Below are 20,400 nucleotides of genomic sequence, written 5' to 3' on the forward strand. Positions count from 1 at the left end.
CGTCAGCGATCAGAAGAGCCGAGCGAGCAGGGCGGTCACGGCGGTCTCCACGCGCAGGATGCGCGGCCCCAGGTGGATGCCTTCACAGCCCGCCTCGAGTAGCTTCTCCACCTCCCAGGGGATGAAGCCCCCCTCGGGGCCCACCAGCAGCAGGGTGGGCGTCTCGATGCCCCGCGGGCAGGCGGCCGCCATGCCCGGGTGGGCCAGCAGGCCGCGGCGCCCCGCCAGCAGGCCCGGCAGCCGGTCCTCCAGGAAGGGGCGAAAGCCCTTCTCCAGGGTCACCGCAGGCAGCCGGGTATCCCGCGCCTGTTCCAGCCCCAGCTCCAGGTGTCGGTGGATCTTCTCGGGCTCGAGCTCCGGCGACATCCAGTAGCTCTTCTCCACCCGGCGGGTGTGCAGCAGGGTGATCTGCTTGACCCCCAGCGCCGTGACATGCTCCAGAGTGCGCGCCAGCATGCGCGGTCGCGGCAGGGCCAGCACCAGGTGGACCGGCAGCGCAGGGGGCGGCGGCTGGTCGAGGACATCGAGGGCGAAGGTGGCCTCGTGGTCGTCGAGGGTGAGCAGCTCCCCCTGGCCGATGCCGCCCTCCATGATGCCCAGGGTCAGGCGATCGCCGGGCCTGGCGCGGTGCACCTCGCGCAGGTGGCGCAGGCGGCGGGGATCGGTGACCCGTGCCAGCCGGTCACTCTCGAGCGCTTCCGGGGCGAGCAGAATCAGGTTCATAAAGCCTCGTGTTGGCGGTATGCCTTGCATGGATGGTGTCGCGGTGCACAATAGCCGTACAGGGGCAGACGCCCCCCACACTGAAGTAGGAGCAGCGCCGTGCGCGTGATTCGCAAGTATGCCAACCGCAGGCTCTATGATACCCAACAGAGCCGCTATGTGACCCTCGAGGATCTGCGTCAGCTGGTGCTCGACAATGAGCCCTTCCGCGTCGAGGATGCCAAGAGCGGTGAGGACCTGACTCGCACCATCCTGCTCTCGATCATCATCGAGCAGGAGCAGGCCGACGGCGATGCCGAGGTGTTCTCCAACGATCTGCTGGCCCAGTTCATCCGCGTCTACGACATGGCCCAGCCGCTGCCCCTGGCCCGCTATCTGGAGCAGGGCACTCGGCTGATGATGGAGCAGCAGCAGCGCATGCAGGACCAGTGGCAGCAGGCCATGCGCCACTCCCCCATGGAGCTGATGCGCGAGCTGGCCGAGGAGAACATGAAGTTCTGGCAGCAGACCATCGGCCAGGCCACCGGCAACGGCGTCAAGGACGACGAGGACGACGACAGCCGTTCATGACGGCCACGCCGGGCGCCCGGGCACGCTTTCTGACATAATGCCGCCTCGGCTCATGAAGCTCTCGATTCGCAGAACGAAGGTGTAACGGATGAAGGTGCTGATCATCGGCGGCGGTGGCCGCGAACATGCCCTGGCCTGGAAGGTCGCCCAGTCCCCCTGGTGGCGCAGGTCTTTGTCGCTCCCGGCAATGCGGGAACCGCCCGGGAGCCGGGGCTGGCCAATGTGGATATCGGCGTGGAGGACCTCGATGGCCTGCTGGCCTTCGCTCGGGACGAGGGCGTCGACCTGACCATCGTCGGCCCCGAGGCGCCGCTGGTGGCCGGGGTGGTGGACCGCTTCCGCGAGGCGGGCCTGGCGATCTTCGGTCCCAGCGCCGGTGCGGCCCAGCTCGAGGGTTCCAAGTCCTTCACCAAGGACTTCCTGGCCCGCCACGCCATCCCCACCGCCGACTATCGGACCTTCACCGAGGTGTCGCCGGCCCTCGCGTATCTCGCCGAGAAGGGTGCGCCCATCGTTATCAAGGCCGACGGCCTGGCCGCCGGCAAGGGCGTGATCGTGGCCATGACCGAGGCCGAGGCCGAGGCGGCAGTGCGCGACATGCTCGAGGCCAACGCCTTCGGCGACGCCGGTGCCCGGGTGGTGATCGAGGAGTTTCTCGACGGCGAGGAGGCCAGCTTCATCGTCATGGTGGACGGCGAGACCGTGCTGCCCATGGCCACCAGCCAGGACCACAAGCGGGTGGGCGAGGGCGATAGCGGCCCCAACACCGGCGGCATGGGGGCCTACTCGCCGGCGCCGGTGGTCACCGATGAGGTGCATGCCCGCATCATGGAGCGGGTGATCCTGCCCACGGTCCAGGGCATGGCCGCCGAGGGGCACCCCTACACCGGCTTCCTCTACGCCGGTCTGATGATCGACGCCGAAGGCAACCCCAGGGTCATCGAATACAACTGCCGCTTCGGCGACCCCGAGACCCAGCCGATCATGCTGCGCCTGCAGTCCGACCTCGCCGAGCTCTGCCTGGCCGGTGCTACCGGCAAGCTCGCCGGCAAGGCGTGCGACTGGGACCCCCGCGCCGCGGTGGGCGTGGTGCTGGCCGCCGGCGGCTACCCCGGCAGCTACCGCAAGGGCGATGCCATCGAGGGCATCGAAGCGGCCGAGGCGACCGGCTGCAAGGTCTTCCATGCCGGTACGGCGGAGCAGGATGGCCGGCTGGTCACCGCCGGTGGCCGGGTGCTCTGCGTCACCGCCCTGGGCGAGGGCGTCTCGGCGGCCGCCGAGCAGGCCTACCGCGGCGTCGATGCCATCCGCTGGGAGGGCGTGCTCTGCCGCCGCGATATCGCCTATCGGGCCATTGCCCGGGAGCGCGGCCAGGCCTGAGGCCCACGACGGCAAGCGACCTCGACCACAACAAGAGCAACACAAGGAGGCATGCATGGAGCGCGTCAGGCTCGAGTTTCCCGAGACCGCCATCGTGCACCGTCAGCCGCTGACGGTGCGCGTGACCGACATGAACTATGGCCGCCACCTGGGCCATGACACCCTGGTGTCGCTGCTCCACGAGGCGCGCATTCAGGCCCTGGCCGCCCTGGGGCTCACCGAGTGGGACCTGGGGGGCTACCCCAGCGTGGTGGCGGACCTCGCCATCCAGTACCAGTCCGAGGCGCGCTGGCCCGATGCCCTGGTGGTGGAGACGGCGATTCCGGCTCCCGAGGGGCGGGCGATCACCGTCTACCATCGCGTGCTCCACGCCGAAGGGGGGCGCCCGGTGGCCACGGCCCGGCTCAACGTGCTGCTGGTGGACCCGGCGACGGGCCGCCCGGAGGCGGTGCCCGAGGCGGTGACCACCGCCATCGCCGGAGCGGGGGGCGCCTGATGTCCCGCGAGTATCCGATCATCGCCGTGACCGGCTCCTCCGGGGCCGGCACCACCACGGTCAAGCGCACCTTCGAGCGGATGTTCGCCCGGGAGGATGTCCACGCCGCCATGGTCGACGGCGACGCCTTCCACCGCTACACCAGGGAAGAGCTTTCGCGCATCTTCCGGGAGGAGCCAGAGCGCAAGGACGAGCTCTCCCACTTCGCCGTGGAGGCTAACCTGCTCGACGAACTCGAGGCGCTGTTCGTGGAGTATGGCGAGCATGGCACCGGCACCTATCGCCACTATATCCACGCCGAGGACAAGCGGATGATCGAGGCCGGCTACCGGGTCGGCACCTTCACCGAGTGGGAGCCGCTGCCCTGCGGCACCGACCTGCTCTTCTACGAGGGGCTGCACGGCGGGCTGGTCACCCCCGAGCACGATATCGCCCGCCATGTGGATCTGCTGGTGGGGGTGGCGCCCACCATCAACCTGGAGTGGATCCAGAAGATCGTGCGCGACACCAAGCTGCGCGGCCACTCCCAGGAGGCGGTGATCGACACCATCCTGGGTCGCATGGACGACTATGTGCGCTATATCCAGCCGCAGTTCTCGCGCACCCATATCAACTTCCAGCGGGTGCCCACCGTGGATACCTCCAACCCCTTCGAGGTCCAGGATATCCCCTCCGATGCGGAGTCCTTCGCGGTGATCCGCTTTCGCGAGCCGGCCACCGTGGACTTCCCCTACCTGCTGGCGATGATTCCCGATGCCTTCATGAGCCGCCCCCACACCCTGGTGGTGCCCGGGGCTCGGGTGTCGCTTGCCATGGAGCTGATCCTGGCGCCGCTGGTGCGCCACCTGCTGGCCCAGCGCCGCTTTCGTTGATCAGCCTCAAGCCACGCTTGCTGCAAGGAGTCGAGATGTCCACGCTGTTCAGCCAGATCATCGCGCGTGAGATTCCCGCCGACATCGTCTACGAAGACGATCAGGTGCTTGCCTTTCACGACATCAACCCTCAGGCCCCGACGCATATCCTGATCATTCCCAAGAAGCCCATCGCCACCCTCAACGATCTCACCGAAGAGGACCAGGCGCTGGTGGGGCGGCTGCCGCTGGTCGCCGCCCGGCTGGCCAGGCAGTTTGGCTTCGCCGACGATGGCTATCGGGTGGTGATGAACTGCAATGACGATGGCGGGCAGACGGTCTACCATATCCATATGCACCTGATGGGCGGTCGACGCTTCACCTGGCCGGCTGGCTAGCCGGCGCCCTGCGGGAAACCGCGCAAGCCCGGGCGATCGACGCATCGGGTGCAGCTTTTTCTATCGATGAGATTGTCATGAACCGCCAACTCTCCCGAACCGACAACCTGATCCACCAGTTCGATACCGTGCTGCGCACCCTGGTGCCCCATGCGGCCCAGGCGTCGCGGCCCTCGCCGGCCACGCCGGAGGTGCGCGACGAGCCCATGGATGACGAGGAGCGCCGCCATGCGGCGGGCCTGATGCGTATCAACCACACCGGCGAGGTGTGTGCCCAGGCGCTCTACCAGGGCCAGGGGCTGACCGCCAAGCTGCCCGAGGTGCGCGGCCAGATGGAGGAGGCGGCAAGCGAGGAGATCGACCACCTGGCCTGGTGCGACGAGCGTCTTCGGGAGCTCGGCGATCGTCCTAGCCTGCTCAACCCCCTCTTCTACGCCGCCTCCTTCGGCATCGGCGCCGCCGCCGGCGCGGTGGGCGACCGGGTGAGCCTGGGCTTCGTGGCCGCCACGGAGGAGCAGGTGGGGCGCCATCTGGAGGAGCACCTGGTGAGGCTGCCGGCGGGGGACCACCGCTCCCGGGCGGTGCTGCGCCAGATGGCCATCGACGAGGCCCACCACGCCCAGCTGGCGCTGGAAGCGGGCGGCGCCCGCTTCCCCGTCCCGGTCAAGTTCGGCATGAAGCTGATGTCGAAGGTGATGACCGGAAGCGTCTATCGGGTCTGATCGGGCCGGGGAAACCAGCGGCTGTTCTGGCGGTGGGGCGCGCTACTCTTCAACGATGGTAAAGGAGTGCGTCACCTCGACGCCGCCCTTGACCAGCATGATGGAGGCGCTGCAGTACTTCTCGGCGGAGAGCTCCACGGCCCGGGCCACCTGCTTCTCCTTGAGCCCCTTCCCGGTGACGGTGAAGTGCACATGGATCCTGGTAAAGACGCTGGGCACGGCGTCGGCGCGCTCCGCTTCGAGACTCGCCACGCAGTCGCTTACCGGGGCGCGGGACTTCTCGAGGATCTCCAGCACGTCGAAGGAAGTGCAGGCGCCCATGCCCATCAGCAGCATCTCCATGGGGCGCGGGCCGGTGTTGCGGCCGCCGTGGTCGGGCGGACCGTCGATCACCACGCTGTGGCCGCTGCCGCTTTCGGCAACGAACTGACGTCCATCGGTCCATTTCACGCTGGCTTTCATGATTCTTGATTCCTTCTCGATTGTCGGGAAATCGCGGCAGCATAGCAGTCGTTGCTAAGCCCCGCACATCGGTCGGGTAGACCGGGCGATTACTCGACCCGGCCCCCCACAGAGCCGGACGTGCGCGATTAACGCATCCGGCTCTTCAATCACCAGCTTCGCTGAAGGGTTCGTTGGTGCACAATCCTTGCCTTGGGTAACGGCAGGCGCTTGAGCAGCAGGTTGGCTTTATCCCACGAGAAGCCTCCCCGTTGAGAGCGACGTCTCAGCCATTTGACCCAGATCCGTCGGGCCTGATCCACAAGCGCTTTCAGCGCTTCATAATTGCCTGTGATGCCATAGTAGGCAAAGTGCCCCTTGACCTTCCGACATAGGTGGCGATGCTGGATCAGAAGGGGCTGGTGCCGATTCGCCCGGCACCAGACCGACAGGTGCCTCAAGGCTCGCTTGAGTCGATCCTTGGCCGTCTTCTGCTTGATAACCCAGTAACCGCGCCGGGACTTCCCCCAGTAGTGGGTGAAGCCCAGGAAGTCGAAGGTCTCGGCGCGCTGTCCACCGTGTGGCTGAAACCGTACCAGTCGGGTCTTGGCGGGGTGCAGGGTAAGGCCGAAGCGTGCAAAACGCCTGGGCAGTACCTCCAGCACCTTGCGGGCTTCGGCTTCGTTGCTGAAGGCGAGCACGGCGTCGTCGGCAAACCTTACCTCGAACGCGCGTCCACGCAGGCGTGGCTTGACGTCTTTCTCAAACCACTCGTCCAGCACATAGTGCAGGTAGATATTCGCCAGTAAGGGGGATATCACACCCCCTTGCGGGCTTCCTACCTCACCTTTCTGCCACTGCCCGGCCTCCAGGACTCCGGCCTTGAGCCACTTACCGATCAGGCGGAGGACGACACCGTCCTTCACTCGTTGCTGCAGAAACTCACGCAGGTGCCGATGGTCGATCGTGTCGAAGAAGGCTTGGATGTCCAGGTCAATGACCCAGCCACCTCCCATCGACATCAAGCTCTCCCTCACCGTCTCGATCGCCTGGTGCGCCGAGCGTCCCGGCCGGAAGCCGTACGAGCCGTCCAGAAAGTCGTACTCGTAGAGCGGCTCCAGCAGGGCCACTACAGCACGCTGCAGGACCTTGTCTTCGAAGGTGGGGATGCCGATCGGCCGTGTGGTGCGCCCATCTCCCTTGGGGATATGGACACGCCGCACTGGCGGCGCCCGGTAGCAACCACTCTTGGCCGCTTCCAGCAACCGCTGGATATTGGCCTCGAAGTCGCGCGCGAAGTCGTCCGCCGTCTGGCCATCAATCCCGACGGCGCCATCACGGCGCGTCATCAGGTAGGCCGTCTTCAGCCACTGGGCATCGATATGATGCGCCAGTGACGTGAAGGCACGCTGCGGGAAGCACTCTGCCAGTGCTGCTATCCGCACTTGTTTCGTGGACATGACCTCAGGTTCCTGTGCACCTGTCATGTTGCCCTCGTGCAGTTCTGATGATTGGCCGCCCCTTCCCTCCAGTGGGTCCCGTCGAGTCGGTTCCCCACCTTCCCGGGTACTATGAGCGACTCCGACTCCCGCCCCTCCATCCGGCTGGCTCCTTGTCGTCGCCTGGCCGTACCCCCTGAGTGCCTGCTGTTTGCTTCCGGTACCGTCAGGCACGACAGCACCGGACCGGGAGCTTTCTCGGCAGGCAGCCCCATGCCTGTCGTCCTGGTTTTCGGAGGAGAAGGACGGGCCTCCCAGGTTCCTGGGAAACCCCTATATGAACATGCCCTGCTCTTCGACCCCGGCGGCCCGCATCCGCCAAGCCATAAGGCGGAGACGTTTTGCCTTCCATTCTTAAGACAATGTCGGCAGCCACGTTTCACAATTTCGGGGCTCTATCACACGGCCTGCTCACTCGCTGTGTACGCTTCGCAGCGGCGGTTGCCCGACACCACGCAACACTCGCTACCGGCTGGTGGCTAGCCTTGGCCGGGTGGGACTTGCACCCACTGGGTTTCATTTCATCCTTTCAGCTGTTTGACACTGCTTCCCGGATGACCAGGCTTTCCCTGGCGCACCTCAAGGCTGTTCCGGCGACAGGCCTGTTCGGGGGCGCTGTAAATACTTCCCTGTACGCTACCGATGCCCTGCTGCGCTCTCGCATCCTGCTCCGCTTGTAGGACCGGTGCTGGCCTTCCATGGCCAGCCCGTTCGAAGCAGGGCTTCTCACCCCTGGCATAGGACCCCCTCTCAGACCTGCCCCCGGCGCCTCTCGCTCTAGGAGATATGCCTATCGCGCAGGCGCCGGTCGAGTTCGGCCAGCCGCTCGGGGGTGCCCACGTCGACCCAGTCGCCGCGATAGTGGTGGCCGCCCACGCGGCCATCGGCCATGGCGCGGCGCAGCAGCGGCGCCAGGGCGAAGGCGCCCTCCGGTTCGTCGGCCACCAGCGCCGGGTCGAGCAGGCTGATGCCGGCGAAGGTGAGGCGCGGCTCGCCCTCGGCGTGGACCCGGCCGGCGGCGTCCAGGTGGAAATCGCCACTGGCGTGGTGCTCCGGGTTGTCCACCAGCGCCAGCCACGCCAGGTCGTCGCCCAGGGCCGGCAGTGCGGCCGGGTCCAGGTCGCACCAGACGTCGCCGTTGACCAGCAGGAAGGGCGCCTCGCCGAGCAGCGGCAGGGCCCGGCGGATGCCGCCGCCGGTCTCCAGCGGCGACTCCTCCCGGCTCCAGGCGATCCGCACCCCGTGCTCGGCGCCGTCTCCCAGGGCGGCGATGATCTGCTCCGCCCGATAGCTGACGTTGATCACCACCTCGGTGATGCCCGCCGCGCGCAGGCGCGCCAGGTGGTGGACGATCAGCGGCCGGCCGGCCACCGGCAGCAGCGGCTTGGGGCAGCGGTCGGTGAGCGGGCGCATGCGCTTGCCGAGGCCGGCGGCCAGGATCATCGCCCTCATGCCGTCCCCTCCAGGCGTGCCGCCAGGGCCGGGCGGAAGGTGTCGCCCAGCCAGGCCTTGAAGGCGTCATGGCCGTGGAGTCCCGTCAGGCTATCCTCCAGGTGGGCGAGGAAGTGCGGCAGGCGTTCCAGGTAGCCGCTCTTGCGGTCGCGCAGGGTCAGCCGACAGAAGATGCCCAGCACCTTGAGCGAGCGCTGGGCGGCCATGGCCTGGGCCTGGGCGAGGAAGGTGGCGGCGTCCACGCTGGAGGAGACGGCCGTCGGCCACGGCGCGGCGGCGAAAGGCCTCCACCCAGGCGGCGAAGCGTGCGGCGTCGAAGCGGCAGTAGCGCCCCCGCAGCAGCGATATCAGGTCGTAGCTCAGCGGGCCTGCCACGGCGTCCTGGAAGTCGATCAGCGTCAGGGAGTCGCCCTGCACCATCAGGTTCATGGCGTCATAGTCGCGATGCACGGTGACCACCGGCTGGACCAGGGCCGAGGCGATCAGCGCCTCGCGCAGGGCCTCCCATCCCGGCGGCGCGTCGAGGGCGAGCCACTCGCCCAGGCACCACTCGGGGAAGAGGTCCAGCTCACGACCCAGCAGCTCGGCATCGAAGGGGGGCAGCGCATCGGGCCCCGCCCGGTTCTGCAGGGCGTGGATCAGCGCCAGGGCGCGCTCGTGCCAGGCGCCGATCTCGGCGTCGCCGATAAAGCAGCGCTGCAGGGGGGTGTCGCCCAGATCCTCCAGCTCCAGGAAACCCTCCGCCAGGTCGTCGGCGTGAAGCCGCGGCACCGGCAGGCCGGCGGCGGCCCAGCGCCGGGCGATGGCCACGAAGGGGCGACTGTCCTCCTGCTCGGGGGGCGCATCCATCAGCATGCGGGTGGTGCCGTCGGCAAGGTAGAGGCGATAGTAGCGGCGAAAGCTGGCATCGCCGGCGGCCAGGCGCAGGTCGACCTCCGCAAGGGGCAGGCCGTGGCGCTCGGCAACCCACTGCCTGAGCTGCTCGAGGCGCGAAAGGGAGGCGTCGGTCATGGCGGGCTTGGCTCCTGGTCGAAGAGGGTGGGGCAGGGTGGATGCTGTTGCCGGAGGCGGCCTGTATAATACCGATTCACCCTGCCAAGGACATCGAGGAACATGGGCAAGCGACTCACATGGACGGCCCTGGCCGGCCTGGCGACCCTGGGCCTGGGCGGCGCACCCCTGGCGGCGGCCTCGTCCGCCTCCCTCACGGCCGAGTCGCTGGACTTCCGCCCCTGGGGCGATGACCGGCCCGCCGACGCGCTCTGCCGCGGTGTCTACGTGATGCCCGACTACCGCCTGCCCGAGCCGCCTGCCGGGCGGGTCACCAGCGAGTCCGACAGCGCCAGCTACGGCGAGGATGGCGAGACGATTCTGCGCGGCGAGGTGGTCCTGCGCCGCGACGGCGCCCAGCTCGAGACCCCAGAGGTGCGCGTTCCGGGCTCCCGGGAGCGTGCCTTTGCCGAGGGTCCAATGGCCCTGCGCGACCAGAACCTGCTGGTGCGAGGCGAGGCCGCCGAGCTCTCCCTGGTCAGCGATGCAGCAAGCATCGACGACGCCCACTATGTGATTCACGACCGTCACCTGCGCGGCGACGCTCGGCGTCTTGAGCGCCTCGAGGATGGCCGCTACCGGCTCTCCTCGGCGAGTTTCACCACCTGCGACCCGGGTGACGACCTCTGGCGCCTGGTGGGGGGCGACGTGGTGCTCGACCGGGAGAGCGGCTTCGGCACCGCCCGCAATGCACGGCTCGAGGTGGGGCGGGTGCCGGTCTTCTACTGGCCCTGGGTGCGCTTTCCCATCGATGACCGCCGCCACACCGGCTTCTTGTGGCCCAACGTCGGGCTTTCCAGCGACGCCCTGGACTACGCTCAGCCCTTCTACTGGAATATCGCGCCAAACCAGGATGCCACCATCACCCCGCGCTGGATCACTGACCGCGGCCTGCTGCTGGGCGGTGAATATCGCTACCTGCTGCCCAGCGACGCCGGCCAGATCGAGGGGGCTTTCCTCGGCAGCGACGACGGCGGATCCAGCGACGACCCGAACGCCGCCTCGCGCCGCTACGAGAGCGAGGATCGCTGGTACCTGGACTACCGCCACGCCGGCGTCCTGAACCCGCGCAGCCGCTACCAGCTGCGCTACGGTGCGGCCAGCGACGGCCGCTACTTCGACGACTTCGGCAGCGACTTCGCCGAGCAGAACACCTCCGCCATGCCGCGCCTGGCCCAGATCGACTACCGCGGCGACGTCTGGCGCCTCGACGCCCGGGCCCAGGGCTTCCAGAAGCTCGACGACCCCCTGCGTGACCGCGACAAGCCTTTCTATCGGCTGCCGAGTCTCTCCGCCAGTGCGCGCTGGAACCAGGGGGGCTTCTACCAGCAGTGGGGCTCCAACTACACCTACTTCTGGCGTGACGTGGACGAGAACCGAGTGCGTGAGCGTGAGTCCGCCACCGGCTCGCGGCTGCATCTCTCCCCGGCGGCGGGCTGGCGCTTCGACGAGAGCTGGGGCCACCTGGAGCCGCGCCTGGAGTGGCTGGCCACCGCCTACGAGCTCGACTACGGCGAGCGTGACACCGACCGCGACACCAGCCTGACACGCCAGGTGCCGGTGGCTTCGGTGGACGGTGGCCTGGTCTTCGAGCGCGAGCTGGAGCTTGGCGGACGCGGCTACCGCCAGACCCTGGAGCCCCGGGCCAACTACGCCTATGTGCCGGCCCGTGACCAGTCCGAGTTCCCCGACTTCGACACCAGCGAGCGCGCCTTCTCCTGGAATCAGCTCTGGTCGCCGCACCGCTTCTCGGGCAGCGACCGGGTGGGCGACCTCAACCGCCTCTCACTGGGCGTCGACTCGCGGCTCCTCGAGGACGAGCGCGGCCGCCAGCGGCTCGCCGTGGGGCTGGGGCAGGCCTTCTACTTCGAGGATCGCACCATCGATATCAATGGCGATCCCGACGTGATTCCCGACCGGGACAGTGATTTTGCGAACTGGTACCGGGCGACCCGGGACCGCTCGCCCCTGGTAGCCCGCGCCGACTGGCAGATCACCGACCGCTGGCGCACTCGCTGGCAGTGGCTCTACGACGACAACTTCGAGCAGACCGAGCGCACCTCGGTGGACCTGCAGTATCGCTCCCCGGCGGGCCACGCATTGAACCTCGGCTACCGCTGGGAGCTCCAAGGCTTCGACCCCTCGGTCGAACCGGGGGATGACGAGTTCCGCGACTTCAACCGCGAGGAGTACGACCTGTCATTCGCCCTCAAGGCCAGCCATCGCGTTGACCTGATCGGTCGTTTCCTCTACGACAACACCAATGACCGCGCCTTGGAGCAGCTCGCCGGCGTGCAGTGGAACGACTGCTGCTACGGTCTGCAGCTGGTGTGGCGGGAGTGGATCGACGACAACGACACGGCACGCATCGACGATGACTTCACCGATCGCGGGATCTTCCTGCGCTTCGTCTTCAAGGGTCTGGGCGGCGTGGGCCGTGAGGCCGACAGCTACTTCGAGGAGGCCATCCCGGACTACCGTTCCACCGCCTTCTGACCCGGGTGCCCCTGCCGTTGCCAACTTCCAGAGAGGAAAGATGAAACAGAAGCAGACATTGCGCCGCCGGACCCCCTTCCTGGCCGCCGGGCTCGCCCTGGCGCTGGGCCTTGCCGTCGCCCCCTTGGACGTCCAGGCCCAGCAGTTCCAGTCCATGCAGCGCCAGGCCCTGGATCGCATCGTGGCGGTGGTCAACCAGGGGGCGATCATGGAGAGCGAGCTGGAGGAGCGCCTGGCCCAGACCCGCAGCCAGCTGACCGCCCAGCAGATCGACCTGCCCCCGGAGCGGGTGCTGCGTGAGCAGCTGCTCGAGCAGATGGTCCTCGAGGAGATCCAGCTGCAGATGGCCCGGGATGCGGGCCTCTCCATCGACGATACCGAGCTCAACCGCCAGGTGCGGGCGATTGCCGAAAATAACGGCATGAGCGTGGAGCAGTTCGCCGACGCCCTGGAGGCCGACGGGCTGGCGCTGGCCACCGTGCGCGAGGAGATCCGTCGCGAACTGGTCATCCGCGAGCTCCAGCAGCGCCGGGTGGGCAGCCGGGTCAACCTCTCCGAGCGCGAGGTGGAGCGGCTGGTGGAGCAGGAGGGCGTCAGCCGCCAGCAGGCCCAGCAGAGACTCTTCCAGCGCCGCGCCAATGAGGAGCTGGAGGGCTGGCTGCAGGAGATCCGCTCCGAGGCCTTCGTCGACTACCGCCTCGACGACCGCTAATGGCCTCTATGCCGCGCCCCGTGCTGGCCCTGACCAGCGGCGAACCCGCCGGCATCGGCCCCGAGCTCACCGTCATGCTGGCCGCCGAGGGGGTGGCCGGCGTGGACCTGGTGGCGGTGGGCGACCCTGACCTGTTGGCCGAGCGCGCCGAGCGCCTGGGTCTCTCCGTCGAGATTGTGCCCCTGGCCCTGGATGAGCCGCTGCCGGCACCGCGTCCCGGCCGGCTGCCGGTCTGGCCGGTGGCGCTGCGGGCGCCAGCGCCCCCCGGCCTGCTGCAGGTCGCCAATGCCGACTACGTGCTCGAGACCCTGGACGTGGCGGTGCGCGCCTGCCTGGCGGGGCGGGCCGCCGGCATGGTGACCGCACCGCTCCACAAGGGGGTGATCCTCGAGGCGGGGCACGCGGGTTTCACCGGCCATACCGAATACCTGCGCGACGCCTGCGGGGTGGAGGAGGTGGTGATGATGCTGGCCACCGACCGCCCCCTGCACGCCACCCGCGAAGGCTGGCGGGGCCCGGGGGCGCTGCGGGTGGCCCTGGCCACCACCCACCTGCCGCTGCGCGAGGTGGCCGATGCCATCAGCGCCGAGGGGCTTTCTCGGGTGCTGCGCATCCTCGACGCCGACCTCCAGCGCTGGTTCGGTCTCCCGGCGCCCCGCATCGCCGTCTGCGGGCTCAACCCCCACGCCGGCGAGGGAGGACACCTGGGCCGCGAGGAGCTCGAGGTGATCGAGCCGGCCCTGGCGGCCCTGCGCGCCGAGGGGCTGCGCCTCGACGGCCCGCTCCCCGCCGATACCCTCTTTACCCCGCGCCATCTCGAGGGGGTCGATGCGGTGCTGGCCATGTATCATGACCAGGGCCTGCCGGTGCTCAAGTACGCCGGCTTCGGCAGCGCGGCCAATATCACCCTGGGTCTGCCGCTGGTACGCACCTCGGTGGACCATGGCACCGCCCTGGACCTGGCTGGCAGCGGCCGTGCCGACCCCGGCAGCCTGCGGGTGGCCGTGGCCCTGGCCGCGGAGATGGCCGGGCGCGACCCCATCAAACAGCGATAGAAGGACACCCCTGAATGGCATCTCGCCCCCCGGTACATCGGGCTCGCAAGCGCTTCGGCCAGAACTTCCTGCGCGATCGCGGCATCATCTCGCGCATCGTGCGCGCCATTGGGCCGCGTCCCGGCGAGCGGATCGTGGAGATCGGCCCCGGCCAGGGCGCTCTGACCGAGCCGCTGCTGGAGGCCGCCGAGGGACGCCTCGAGGTGATCGAGCTCGACCGCGACCTGATTCCCGGGCTGCGGGTGCAGTTCTTCAACTACCCCGACTTCGTGATCCACGAGGGCGACGCCCTCAAGTTCGACTTCCACGCCCTGCGCGGCGAAGGGGAGCCGCTGCGGGTGGTGGGCAACCTGCCCTACAACATCTCCACGCCGCTGATCGCCCACCTGCTCCAGGCCGGCGATGCCATCGCCGACATGCACTTCATGCTGCAGAAGGAGGTGGTGGAGCGCCTGGCCGCCGAGCCGGGCGGCCCCGACTGGGGGCGCCTCTCGGTCATGGCCCAGTACCGCTGCCGGGTGGAGTCGCTCTTCGTTGTGCCGCCGGAGGCCTTCGTGCCGCGGCCCAAGGTGGATTCCGCCATCGTGCGCCTGACGCCCCATGCCGAGCTGCCCCACCCGGCCGCCGACGAGGCGCTGCTCTTCACCCTGGTGCGCGAGGCCTTCGGCCAGCGCCGCAAGACCCTGCGCAACAACCTCAAGGGGCGTATCGAGGCCGAGGCCCTGGAGGCGCTGGGCATCGACCCGGCGCGGCGCCCCCAGACCCTCTCGGTCGAGGAGTTCGTGCGCATCGCCAACCACCTGGCCGCCGTCGGCGAGGGGGAAACCCCATGAGCCAGCGGCTGCCCGAGGCCCTGCCGGACCAGGTCCGCGTCGAGGTGGAGCCCGAGTTCCGTGACGAGGAGTCCGCCCCGGGGGAAGGGCGCTTCGTGTTCAGCTATACCATCACGGTGCACAACGCCTCGCCCCACAGCATCCAGCTGATGGCCCGCCACTGGAAGATCACCCAGGGCAGCGGCAAGGTGCAGGAGGTACGCGGCAAGGGGGTGGTGGGCCAGCAGCCGGTGATCGGCCCCGGCCAGCGCTTCCGCTACACCAGCCGCGCCATTCTCGACGGCCCGGTCGGGGTGATGGAGGGGGACTACACCTGCGTGGATACCGCCTCCCAGCGCCCCTTCGAGGTGGCCATCGCCCCCTTCCGCCTGGCCGGCCCCAACCAGGTACACTGAATCCACTGCTTCACCCCTTGCTGGGAGCGCCATATGACCACCTATGCCGTCGGTGACCTCCAGGGCTGCCACGCCGAGTTCGTCGAGCTGCTCGAGACCCTTGCCTTCGACCCGCGCCGCGACCGGCTCTGGCTGGCCGGGGACCTGGTCAACCGCGGGCCGGAGTCGCTTGCCTGCCTGCGCGAGGCGATGGCGCTGGGGGAGGCGGCACGGGTCGTGCTCGGCAACCATGACCTGCACCTGCTGGCGGTGGCTCGGGGCGGCGCCGGGCTCAAGGGCAAGGACACCTTGGACGCCATCCTCGCCGCCCCGGATCGGGAGCGGCTGCTGGACTGGCTGCAGTCGCGCCCCCTGCTGGTGGCCGAGACCCGGGACGACACCCCTGGGGCGGCGACGGTGATGACCCATGCCGGCCTGCTGCCCCAGTGGTCGCTGCCCCAGGCCCGCCGCCTGGCCGGCGAGGTGCAGGAGGTGCTGGGCGGCGAGGGCGCCGGGGCCTTCCTCGAGCGCATGTACGGCAACGCCCCGGCGCTCTGGCGCGACGACCTCGAGGGCATCGACCGGCTGCGCGCCGTCGTCAACGTCCTCACCCGCATGCGCTTCATCGACGCCGAGGGAAGGCTCGACTTCGCCGCCAAGGAGGGGCTCGACAGCGCCCCGCCGGGCTTCGCCCCCTGGTTCCAGTACCCCCGCGGCGACGATGCCCGGCTGCTGTTCGGCCACTGGGCGGCCCTGCAGGGCGCGACGCCCCACAGCCGGGTCGACGCCCGGGCCCTGGATACCGGCTGCGTCTGGGGCGGCAGCCTGACCGCCCTGAACCTCGAGAGCGGCGAGCGCGTCAGCGTTCCCAGCCGCCAGCGCCCCTAGGCGCCGCTTTCCTCATCCCCGACGACGACCTTCCCCTTCTCCGACGACGAGATTTGCCCATGAGCTTCCAGCACCTCGATATCGCGACCCTGACGGCCTGGCTCGATGCCGGCCGCCCCCTCGCCCTGGTGGATATCCGGGACCCCATGAGCTTCGCCCAGGGGGCCATTCCCGGCAGCCGTCGCCTGGACAACGACAGCGTCGGCGCCTTTCTCGACGAGACTCCGGCGGAGCGCCCGGTGGTGGTGGTCTGCTATCACGGCCACTCCAGCCAGCAGGCGGCGGCCTGGCTGGCCGGTCAGGGCCTCGGCGAGGTCTACAGCCTCGACGGTGGCTTCACCGAGTGGCAGCTGCGTTATCCCGACCGCGTGGAGGCCTGAGGTGGGTGCCCCGCGGGATCCTGCCGTGGAGGGCCTCGAAGTCTACTGCGTGGGCGGCGCGGTGCGCGACGCCCGCCTGGGCTGGCCGGTCTACGACCATGACTGGGTGGTGGTGGGCGCCACCCCGGAGGCGATGCGCCGCCGCGGCTTCAGGCCCGTGGGGCGCGACTTCCCGGTCTTCCTGCATCCCGAGACCCACGAGGAGTATGCCCTGGCGCGCACCGAGCGCAAGGCCGGCCACGGCTACACCGGCTTCGTGGTCCACGCCAGCCCCGAGGTGACCCTAGAGGAGGATCTCGCTCGTCGGGACCTGACCATCAACGCCATGGCCGAGAGCCCCGGGGGGGAGCTGGTCGACCCCCACGGTGGCCTGGCCGACCTGGAGGCCCGGGTGCTGCGTCACGTCTCGCCGGCCTTCGTGGAGGACCCGCTGCGGGTGCTGCGTACCGCACGCTTCCTGGCCCGCTATGCCGGCCTTGGCTTCACCATTGCCGAGGAGACGCAAAGCCTGATGCGTCGCCTGGTGGAGAGCGGGGAGATCGCCCACCTGGTGGCCGAGCGGGTCTGGGTCGAGACCGAGAAGGCCCTCGGCGAGCCCTGGCCCGAGGTCTACTTCCAGACCCTGGCCGGCTGCGGTGCCCTGGCGGTACTGATGCCGGAGCTCGCCGCCGACGAGGAGGCCCTGGACGACGCTCTGGGGCGGCTGCACCGCCTGCCCGAGGAGCTCGACGACGAGGCGCTGGTGCGCTGGCGCTGGGCGCGGCTGGTGGAGCACCTGGATGACGAGGCCCGCGGGCGGCTGGCCGAGCGGCTGCGTCTGCCCCGGGCCCATGCGGCCCTGGCCCGACAGGCGGCACTGACCCGTACCCTCTGCGCCCGGGCCGCCCGGGAGGGGCTCGACGGGGAGGCGGTGCTGGCCTGGTTGGACTCCATCGATGCCTGGCGGCGCGGCGAACGGGTGGCGCCGCTGCTCAGCCTGATCAGCCTGGAGGCGCCGGCGCTGGCCGAGACCCTGGCGCTGGCCTGGCGGCTGGCCGCCCAGGTGCTGCCCAGGGCGCTGGTGGAGGAGGGCTATCAGGGGCGTGAGCTGGGCGAAGCGCTGGCGCGCCGCCGCCAGGAGGCGATCGAGGCGGCCCTGGGCGGGAACTGAGGCGCGCCTCAGTCGGGGTGGGAGATCTTGCGCCCCGCCCACGCGAAGGGTACCGCCCAGAGGCGCTGGCTGCCGGGGTCGAAGTCGGCCCAGAGAGCGGCATAGGTCGCGCCGCTTTCGGGGTGGCGCGTTTCGGGGAGCAGCTCGGCCAAGGGCTGGAGCACGAAGGCGTGGTGGCAGATCTCGCCCCTGGGCAGCGCCACCCCGTCATGCTCGCCGGTGAGCTCGCCCACGGTAAGCAGGTCGATATCCAGGGTGCGGGGGCTGAACTTGGGGCTGTCCGGGCGCCTGCCGTTGGCGAACTCCAGCCGCTTGCACCAGGCCTGCAGTTCGCCCACCGACCAGTCGCTCTCGAAGGCGGCCACCAGATTGTAGAAGTTGCGCCCATCCTCGAAGCCCACCGGCTCGCTCTCGAACACCCGCGATATCGCCAGCGACTCGAAGGTGGCCGCCAGGGCATCCAGGCAGGTGCGCACATGGCGGTCGCGCTCGATATTGCTGCCGATGCTCACCGTCACCAGGGCCATCAGCTCGCCTCCGGGCGCTGTCCACGCTCGATCTGCACCCCCACCGCGGCGGCGGCGGCCACTGCGCCGGGTTTGCGCACGGCAAGGCGCAGCCAGGGAATGCCGAGCTCCTGGCGCAGGGTCTCGGCCAGCCGCTCGGCGAAGGTCTCCACCAGGGCGAAGTCGTGCTCAGCGGCGAAGTCCTGGATACGCTCGCTGATGGCGGCGTAGTCCAGGGTCAGGGCGATATCGTCGTCGGCCGCCGCCGGCCGGATATCGGTGGCCAGCGCCAGGTCGAGCACCAGGCGCTGGGTGATGGTGCGCTCCCAGTCGTAGACGCCGATCACGGTGTCGACGCCGAGGGACTCGATCAGCACGAGATCCATGGTGAGGGTTCCACGCTAGAGAGAGTGAGGCCGGGTGGGAATGGTCCGGCAGGCGTGGCCGGATTGTACGCGAGGCGGCCTTCGGGGAACACCGCCGGCGCTGGGCGCGCCGGGGTTCGCCTGGCAGAATGGCAGCTGTTCGAGTCTCGGGAGGTCCGCCATGGAGGCGCCACTTGTCCTGCCTCTGCCGGCCCTGCTGCCGCCGCTGGTGGCGCTGGGCTATCTCAGCGGCAGCTGGCTGGGCGCGCTGAGCGTCTGCCGCCTGGCCGGCGTGGAGGATCCGCGCCTGGCGGGCTCCTTCAATCCCGGTTTCTCCAACGTGCTCAGGGTGCATGGCCCCCGGCTGGCCCTGGCCACCCTGCTGGTGGATGCCGCCAAGGGCGTGCCGGTGCTGCTGCTGGCGATCCTGCTGGGGCTGCCTCCCTGGGCCCAGGGCGTGGTGGGTCTGGCGGTGCTGCTGGGCCACAGCTATCCGCTCTGGCACCGCTTTCGGGGCGGCAAGGCGGTGGCCAGCGCCTTCGGGGTGATGCTGGTGCTGACGCCGGGGGTAGCCCAGGTGTGCGCCGCCCTCTGGGCGCTGCTCGCCTGGCGGGTGCGCACCGCGGCGGTGGCGTCGCTGGTCAGCGCCGCTGCCGCGCCCCTGACCAGCCTGTGGCTGGCGCCTGACTATGTGGTCGTGGTGATCGCCTTTACCCTGCTGGTGCTGCTGCGCCACCTGCTCAATATCCAGCGCCTGGGGCGCGGCGATGAGCCGGGGCTCTAGCCGGGCAAGGTACTCGCCAGCCGGGTAACGAGACTCGCGATCCCGGGAACGAAACCCTGCCACTTCGCTTGCCGCTTGCACGTCGGGGCACAACATAATCCCTCACGGGTGCCCCTCACTCGACATCCCTGTCGATTGACGTGCGCGGCGGCGCTCGTTGCCAGCGTTCCCGGGTATATATCGCGTCGCTTCGTTACCCGGCCTTCCGCCTTGCCGCCCTCAGTGCCGTTCAGCTTCCGGCAGGAGCCTCCAGGGTATCCATCGGCCAGCGCGGTACCGCCTTCATCACGCCCTGCTCGTCGCGCTCGCCCGCCAGCAGCCGCTGGGCACCCACATAAGCGATCATGGCGCCGTTGTCGGTGCAGAAGCGGCCCCTGGGGTAGTAGGACCGGGCGCGGCGCTTCTCGCACTCGTGCTCCAGTCGCTCGCGCAGGCGCGCGTTGGCGCTGACCCCGCCGGCCATCACCAGGCGCTTGAGCCCGGTCTGGTCCAGGGCGCGGCGGCACTTGATCACCAGGGTATCCACCACCGCTTCCTCGAAGGCGCGGGCCACGTCGGCGCGGGCCTGGTTGTCGAGCCCGCCTGACGCCTCGAGCTGGCGGATGGCGGTGAGGGTGTGGGTCTTGAGGCCCGAAAAGCTGAAGTCGAGCCCCGGGCGGTCGGTCATCGGCCGCGGGAAGCGGAAGCGTCCGGGGTCGCCCTGCTCGGCCAGTCGCGCTACCTGGGGGCCGCCCGGGTAGTCCAGGCCGAGCATCTTGGCCGCCTTGTCGAAGGCCTCGCCGGCGGCGTCATCCACGGATTCGCCGAGCAGCGTATAGCGCCCCAGGCCGCGTACCTCCACCAGCTGGGTGTGGCCGCCCGAGACCAGCAGCGCCACGAAGGGGAACTCGGGGCGCTCATCCTCCAGCATGGGCGCCAGCAGGTGGCCCTCCATGTGATGAACGCCGAGCACCGGGATGCCCAGCGCCCGGGCCATGCCGTGGGCGGTGGCAGCGCCTACCATCAGAGCGCCCACCAGGCCGGGCCCCGCGGTGTAGGCGATGGCGTCCAGCTCGCTGCGGGAGAGGCCCGCCTCGTCGAGCACCTGCTGGATCAACGGCAGCAGGCGGCGGGTGTGATCACGGGAGGCCAGCTCCGGTACCACGCCGCCATATTCGGCGTGCATGGCGACCTGGCTGTAGAGCGCATCGGCCACGAGGCCGTGCTCGGTGTCGAAGAGGGCGACGCCGGTCTCGTCGCAGGAGGTCTCGATGCCCAGTACGCGCATGGTGTTGG

Annotated in this window: 22 protein-coding genes and 1 pseudogene; 15 read left to right on the plus strand and 8 right to left on the minus strand. The window is 69.4% G+C overall.

All coding sequences use genetic code 11. The annotated features are described in order from the left end of the window. Nucleotides 1–9: 9 nt before the first annotated feature. Nucleotides 10–723, minus strand: a complete 714-nt coding sequence (locus tag NHL60_RS04370) for a 16S rRNA (uracil(1498)-N(3))-methyltransferase (RefSeq protein ID WP_253449440.1) — start codon at nt 721–723, stop codon at nt 10–12. A 99-nt stretch (nt 724–822) separates the two neighbouring features. Here NHL60_RS04370 and phaR point away from each other — a divergent pair, with 99 nt between their 5' ends. From phaR to coq7, 6 genes and pseudogenes are all read left to right on the plus strand, one after another. After that, entirely contained in the window at nt 823–1,293 is a 471-nt protein-coding gene (gene phaR / locus NHL60_RS04375; protein WP_253449443.1) for a polyhydroxyalkanoate synthesis repressor PhaR, read from the plus strand. 88 nt (nt 1,294–1,381) lie between these two features. Continuing rightward, a pseudogene (gene purD / locus NHL60_RS04380) lies at nt 1,382–2,673 on the plus strand (phosphoribosylamine--glycine ligase). A 55-nt stretch (nt 2,674–2,728) separates the two neighbouring features. After that, entirely contained in the window at nt 2,729–3,169 is a 441-nt protein-coding gene (locus tag NHL60_RS04385) for a thioesterase family protein (RefSeq protein WP_253449446.1), read from the plus strand. Beyond that, nucleotides 3,169–4,041, plus strand: a complete 873-nt coding sequence (locus NHL60_RS04390; RefSeq protein WP_253449449.1) for a phosphoribulokinase — start codon at nt 3,169–3,171, stop codon at nt 4,039–4,041. The genes NHL60_RS04385 and NHL60_RS04390 overlap by 1 nt, the downstream gene beginning before the upstream one ends. Nucleotides 4,042–4,076: 35 nt before the next feature. Continuing rightward, entirely contained in the window at nt 4,077–4,418 is a 342-nt protein-coding gene (locus tag NHL60_RS04395) for a histidine triad nucleotide-binding protein (RefSeq protein ID WP_253449452.1), read from the plus strand. 77 nt (nt 4,419–4,495) lie between these two features. Next, nucleotides 4,496–5,140, plus strand: a complete 645-nt coding sequence (gene coq7, locus NHL60_RS04400; RefSeq protein ID WP_253449456.1) for a 2-polyprenyl-3-methyl-6-methoxy-1,4-benzoquinone monooxygenase — start codon at nt 4,496–4,498, stop codon at nt 5,138–5,140. Nucleotides 5,141–5,182: 42 nt separating this feature from the next. On the opposite strand, the gene NHL60_RS04405 is transcribed toward coq7, so the two are convergent. The 4 genes from NHL60_RS04405 to NHL60_RS04420 all read right to left on the minus strand — a co-directional run bounded on the left by NHL60_RS04405 (nt 5,183) and on the right by NHL60_RS04420 (nt 9,543). Next, on the minus strand, nt 5,183–5,602 hold the full coding sequence (locus NHL60_RS04405; protein ID WP_253449459.1) for an OsmC family protein: 420 nt from the start codon (nt 5,600–5,602) through the stop codon (nt 5,183–5,185). A 149-nt stretch (nt 5,603–5,751) separates the two neighbouring features. Next, a complete protein-coding gene (ltrA, locus tag NHL60_RS04410) occupies nt 5,752–7,041 on the minus strand; it encodes a group II intron reverse transcriptase/maturase (protein ID WP_253445189.1) in 1,290 nt (429 codons plus the stop codon). Nucleotides 7,042–7,857: 816 nt separating this feature from the next. Further along, nucleotides 7,858–8,532, minus strand: coding sequence for an N-acetylmuramate alpha-1-phosphate uridylyltransferase MurU (gene murU, locus NHL60_RS04415; RefSeq protein ID WP_253449462.1), 675 nt, complete (start codon nt 8,530–8,532; stop codon nt 7,858–7,860). Between the two features lie 90 nt (nt 8,533–8,622). Next, nucleotides 8,623–9,543: an aminoglycoside phosphotransferase family protein gene (locus NHL60_RS04420; protein ID WP_367399342.1), complete on the minus strand. Its 921-nt coding sequence runs from the start codon at nt 9,541–9,543 to the stop codon at nt 8,623–8,625. Nucleotides 9,544–9,645: 102 nt separating this feature from the next. Between NHL60_RS04420 and NHL60_RS04425 the strand changes: the two genes are divergently transcribed. Genes NHL60_RS04425 through NHL60_RS04460 form a run of 8 tightly spaced genes read left to right on the plus strand, consistent with a single transcriptional unit; the run spans nt 9,646 to nt 17,470 of the window. Further along, nucleotides 9,646–12,078, plus strand: a complete 2,433-nt coding sequence (locus NHL60_RS04425) for an LPS-assembly protein LptD (RefSeq protein ID WP_253449465.1) — start codon at nt 9,646–9,648, stop codon at nt 12,076–12,078. Between the two features lie 40 nt (nt 12,079–12,118). Continuing rightward, nucleotides 12,119–12,790: a SurA N-terminal domain-containing protein gene (locus NHL60_RS04430; protein WP_253449468.1), complete on the plus strand. Its 672-nt coding sequence runs from the start codon at nt 12,119–12,121 to the stop codon at nt 12,788–12,790. An 8-nt stretch (nt 12,791–12,798) separates the two neighbouring features. Further along, nucleotides 12,799–13,845: a 4-hydroxythreonine-4-phosphate dehydrogenase PdxA gene (pdxA, locus tag NHL60_RS04435; protein ID WP_253452001.1), complete on the plus strand. Its 1,047-nt coding sequence runs from the start codon at nt 12,799–12,801 to the stop codon at nt 13,843–13,845. A gap of 14 nt (nt 13,846–13,859) precedes the next feature. Next, nucleotides 13,860–14,678 carry a 16S rRNA (adenine(1518)-N(6)/adenine(1519)-N(6))-dimethyltransferase RsmA gene (rsmA, locus tag NHL60_RS04440; RefSeq protein WP_253449471.1) on the plus strand — a complete coding sequence of 273 codons (819 nt, stop codon included), beginning with the start codon at nt 13,860–13,862 and terminating at the stop codon, nt 14,676–14,678. Then, nucleotides 14,675–15,073 (plus strand): Co2+/Mg2+ efflux protein ApaG, encoded by a 399-nt coding sequence (gene apaG, locus NHL60_RS04445; protein ID WP_253449474.1) that lies wholly within the window; start codon nt 14,675–14,677, stop codon nt 15,071–15,073. The genes rsmA and apaG overlap by 4 nt, the downstream gene beginning before the upstream one ends. 33 nt (nt 15,074–15,106) lie before the next feature. Further along, nucleotides 15,107–15,940, plus strand: a complete 834-nt coding sequence (locus NHL60_RS04450; RefSeq protein ID WP_253449477.1) for a symmetrical bis(5'-nucleosyl)-tetraphosphatase — start codon at nt 15,107–15,109, stop codon at nt 15,938–15,940. A 59-nt stretch (nt 15,941–15,999) separates the two neighbouring features. Next, nucleotides 16,000–16,320, plus strand: a complete 321-nt coding sequence (gene glpE / locus NHL60_RS04455) for a thiosulfate sulfurtransferase GlpE (RefSeq protein ID WP_253449480.1) — start codon at nt 16,000–16,002, stop codon at nt 16,318–16,320. Between the two features lies 1 nt (nt 16,321). Then, nucleotides 16,322–17,470: a polynucleotide adenylyltransferase gene (locus NHL60_RS04460; protein WP_253449483.1), complete on the plus strand. Its 1,149-nt coding sequence runs from the start codon at nt 16,322–16,324 to the stop codon at nt 17,468–17,470. Between the two features lie 8 nt (nt 17,471–17,478). On the opposite strand, the gene folK is transcribed toward NHL60_RS04460, so the two are convergent. Next, nucleotides 17,479–17,997 (minus strand): 2-amino-4-hydroxy-6-hydroxymethyldihydropteridine diphosphokinase, encoded by a 519-nt coding sequence (gene folK, locus NHL60_RS04465; RefSeq protein ID WP_253449486.1) that lies wholly within the window; start codon nt 17,995–17,997, stop codon nt 17,479–17,481. Then, a complete protein-coding gene (gene folB / locus NHL60_RS04470; protein ID WP_253449489.1) occupies nt 17,997–18,362 on the minus strand; it encodes a dihydroneopterin aldolase in 366 nt (121 codons plus the stop codon). The genes folK and folB overlap by 1 nt, the downstream gene beginning before the upstream one ends. Before the next feature lie 160 nt (nt 18,363–18,522). Here folB and plsY point away from each other — a divergent pair, with 160 nt between their 5' ends. After that, nucleotides 18,523–19,125 (plus strand): glycerol-3-phosphate 1-O-acyltransferase PlsY, encoded by a 603-nt coding sequence (gene plsY / locus NHL60_RS04475; RefSeq protein WP_253449492.1) that lies wholly within the window; start codon nt 18,523–18,525, stop codon nt 19,123–19,125. A gap of 229 nt (nt 19,126–19,354) precedes the next feature. On the opposite strand, the gene tsaD is transcribed toward plsY, so the two are convergent. Beyond that, entirely contained in the window at nt 19,355–20,392 is a 1,038-nt protein-coding gene (gene tsaD, locus NHL60_RS04480) for a tRNA (adenosine(37)-N6)-threonylcarbamoyltransferase complex transferase subunit TsaD (RefSeq protein ID WP_253449495.1), read from the minus strand. Nucleotides 20,393–20,400: the final 8 nt, after the last annotated feature.

It is taken from the genome of Halomonas sp. Y3 (assembly GCF_024137965.1).
GTDB lineage: Bacteria > Pseudomonadota > Gammaproteobacteria > Pseudomonadales > Halomonadaceae > Halomonas > Halomonas mongoliensis.

What these genes read in the sequence shown, in the direction of transcription:
- NHL60_RS04370 (WP_253449440.1), bottom strand. Translation starts at nt 723, where the DNA reads ATGAACCTGATTCTGCTCGCCCCGGAAGCGCTCGAGAGTGACCGGCTG.
- NHL60_RS04385 (WP_253449446.1), top strand. Translation starts at nt 2,729, where the DNA reads ATGGAGCGCGTCAGGCTCGAGTTTCCCGAGACCGCCATCGTGCACCGT.
- NHL60_RS04390 (WP_253449449.1), top strand. Translation starts at nt 3,169, where the DNA reads ATGTCCCGCGAGTATCCGATCATCGCCGTGACCGGCTCCTCCGGGGCC.
- NHL60_RS04395 (WP_253449452.1), top strand. Translation starts at nt 4,077, where the DNA reads ATGTCCACGCTGTTCAGCCAGATCATCGCGCGTGAGATTCCCGCCGAC.
- coq7 (WP_253449456.1), top strand. Translation starts at nt 4,496, where the DNA reads ATGAACCGCCAACTCTCCCGAACCGACAACCTGATCCACCAGTTCGAT.
- NHL60_RS04405 (WP_253449459.1), bottom strand. Translation starts at nt 5,602, where the DNA reads ATGAAAGCCAGCGTGAAATGGACCGATGGACGTCAGTTCGTTGCCGAA.
- ltrA (WP_253445189.1), bottom strand. Translation starts at nt 7,041, where the DNA reads ATGTCCACGAAACAAGTGCGGATAGCAGCACTGGCAGAGTGCTTCCCG.
- murU (WP_253449462.1), bottom strand. Translation starts at nt 8,532, where the DNA reads ATGAGGGCGATGATCCTGGCCGCCGGCCTCGGCAAGCGCATGCGCCCG.
- NHL60_RS04420 (WP_367399342.1), bottom strand. Translation starts at nt 9,543, where the DNA reads ATGACCGACGCCTCCCTTTCGCGCCTCGAGCAGCTCAGGCAGTGGGTT.
- NHL60_RS04425 (WP_253449465.1), top strand. Translation starts at nt 9,646, where the DNA reads ATGGGCAAGCGACTCACATGGACGGCCCTGGCCGGCCTGGCGACCCTG.
- NHL60_RS04430 (WP_253449468.1), top strand. Translation starts at nt 12,119, where the DNA reads ATGAAACAGAAGCAGACATTGCGCCGCCGGACCCCCTTCCTGGCCGCC.
- pdxA (WP_253452001.1), top strand. Translation starts at nt 12,799, where the DNA reads ATGCCGCGCCCCGTGCTGGCCCTGACCAGCGGCGAACCCGCCGGCATC.
- rsmA (WP_253449471.1), top strand. Translation starts at nt 13,860, where the DNA reads ATGGCATCTCGCCCCCCGGTACATCGGGCTCGCAAGCGCTTCGGCCAG.
- apaG (WP_253449474.1), top strand. Translation starts at nt 14,675, where the DNA reads ATGAGCCAGCGGCTGCCCGAGGCCCTGCCGGACCAGGTCCGCGTCGAG.
- NHL60_RS04450 (WP_253449477.1), top strand. Translation starts at nt 15,107, where the DNA reads ATGACCACCTATGCCGTCGGTGACCTCCAGGGCTGCCACGCCGAGTTC.
- glpE (WP_253449480.1), top strand. Translation starts at nt 16,000, where the DNA reads ATGAGCTTCCAGCACCTCGATATCGCGACCCTGACGGCCTGGCTCGAT.
- folK (WP_253449486.1), bottom strand. Translation starts at nt 17,997, where the DNA reads ATGGCCCTGGTGACGGTGAGCATCGGCAGCAATATCGAGCGCGACCGC.
- folB (WP_253449489.1), bottom strand. Translation starts at nt 18,362, where the DNA reads ATGGATCTCGTGCTGATCGAGTCCCTCGGCGTCGACACCGTGATCGGC.
- plsY (WP_253449492.1), top strand. Translation starts at nt 18,523, where the DNA reads ATGGAGGCGCCACTTGTCCTGCCTCTGCCGGCCCTGCTGCCGCCGCTG.
- tsaD (WP_253449495.1), bottom strand. Translation starts at nt 20,392, where the DNA reads ATGCGCGTACTGGGCATCGAGACCTCCTGCGACGAGACCGGCGTCGCC.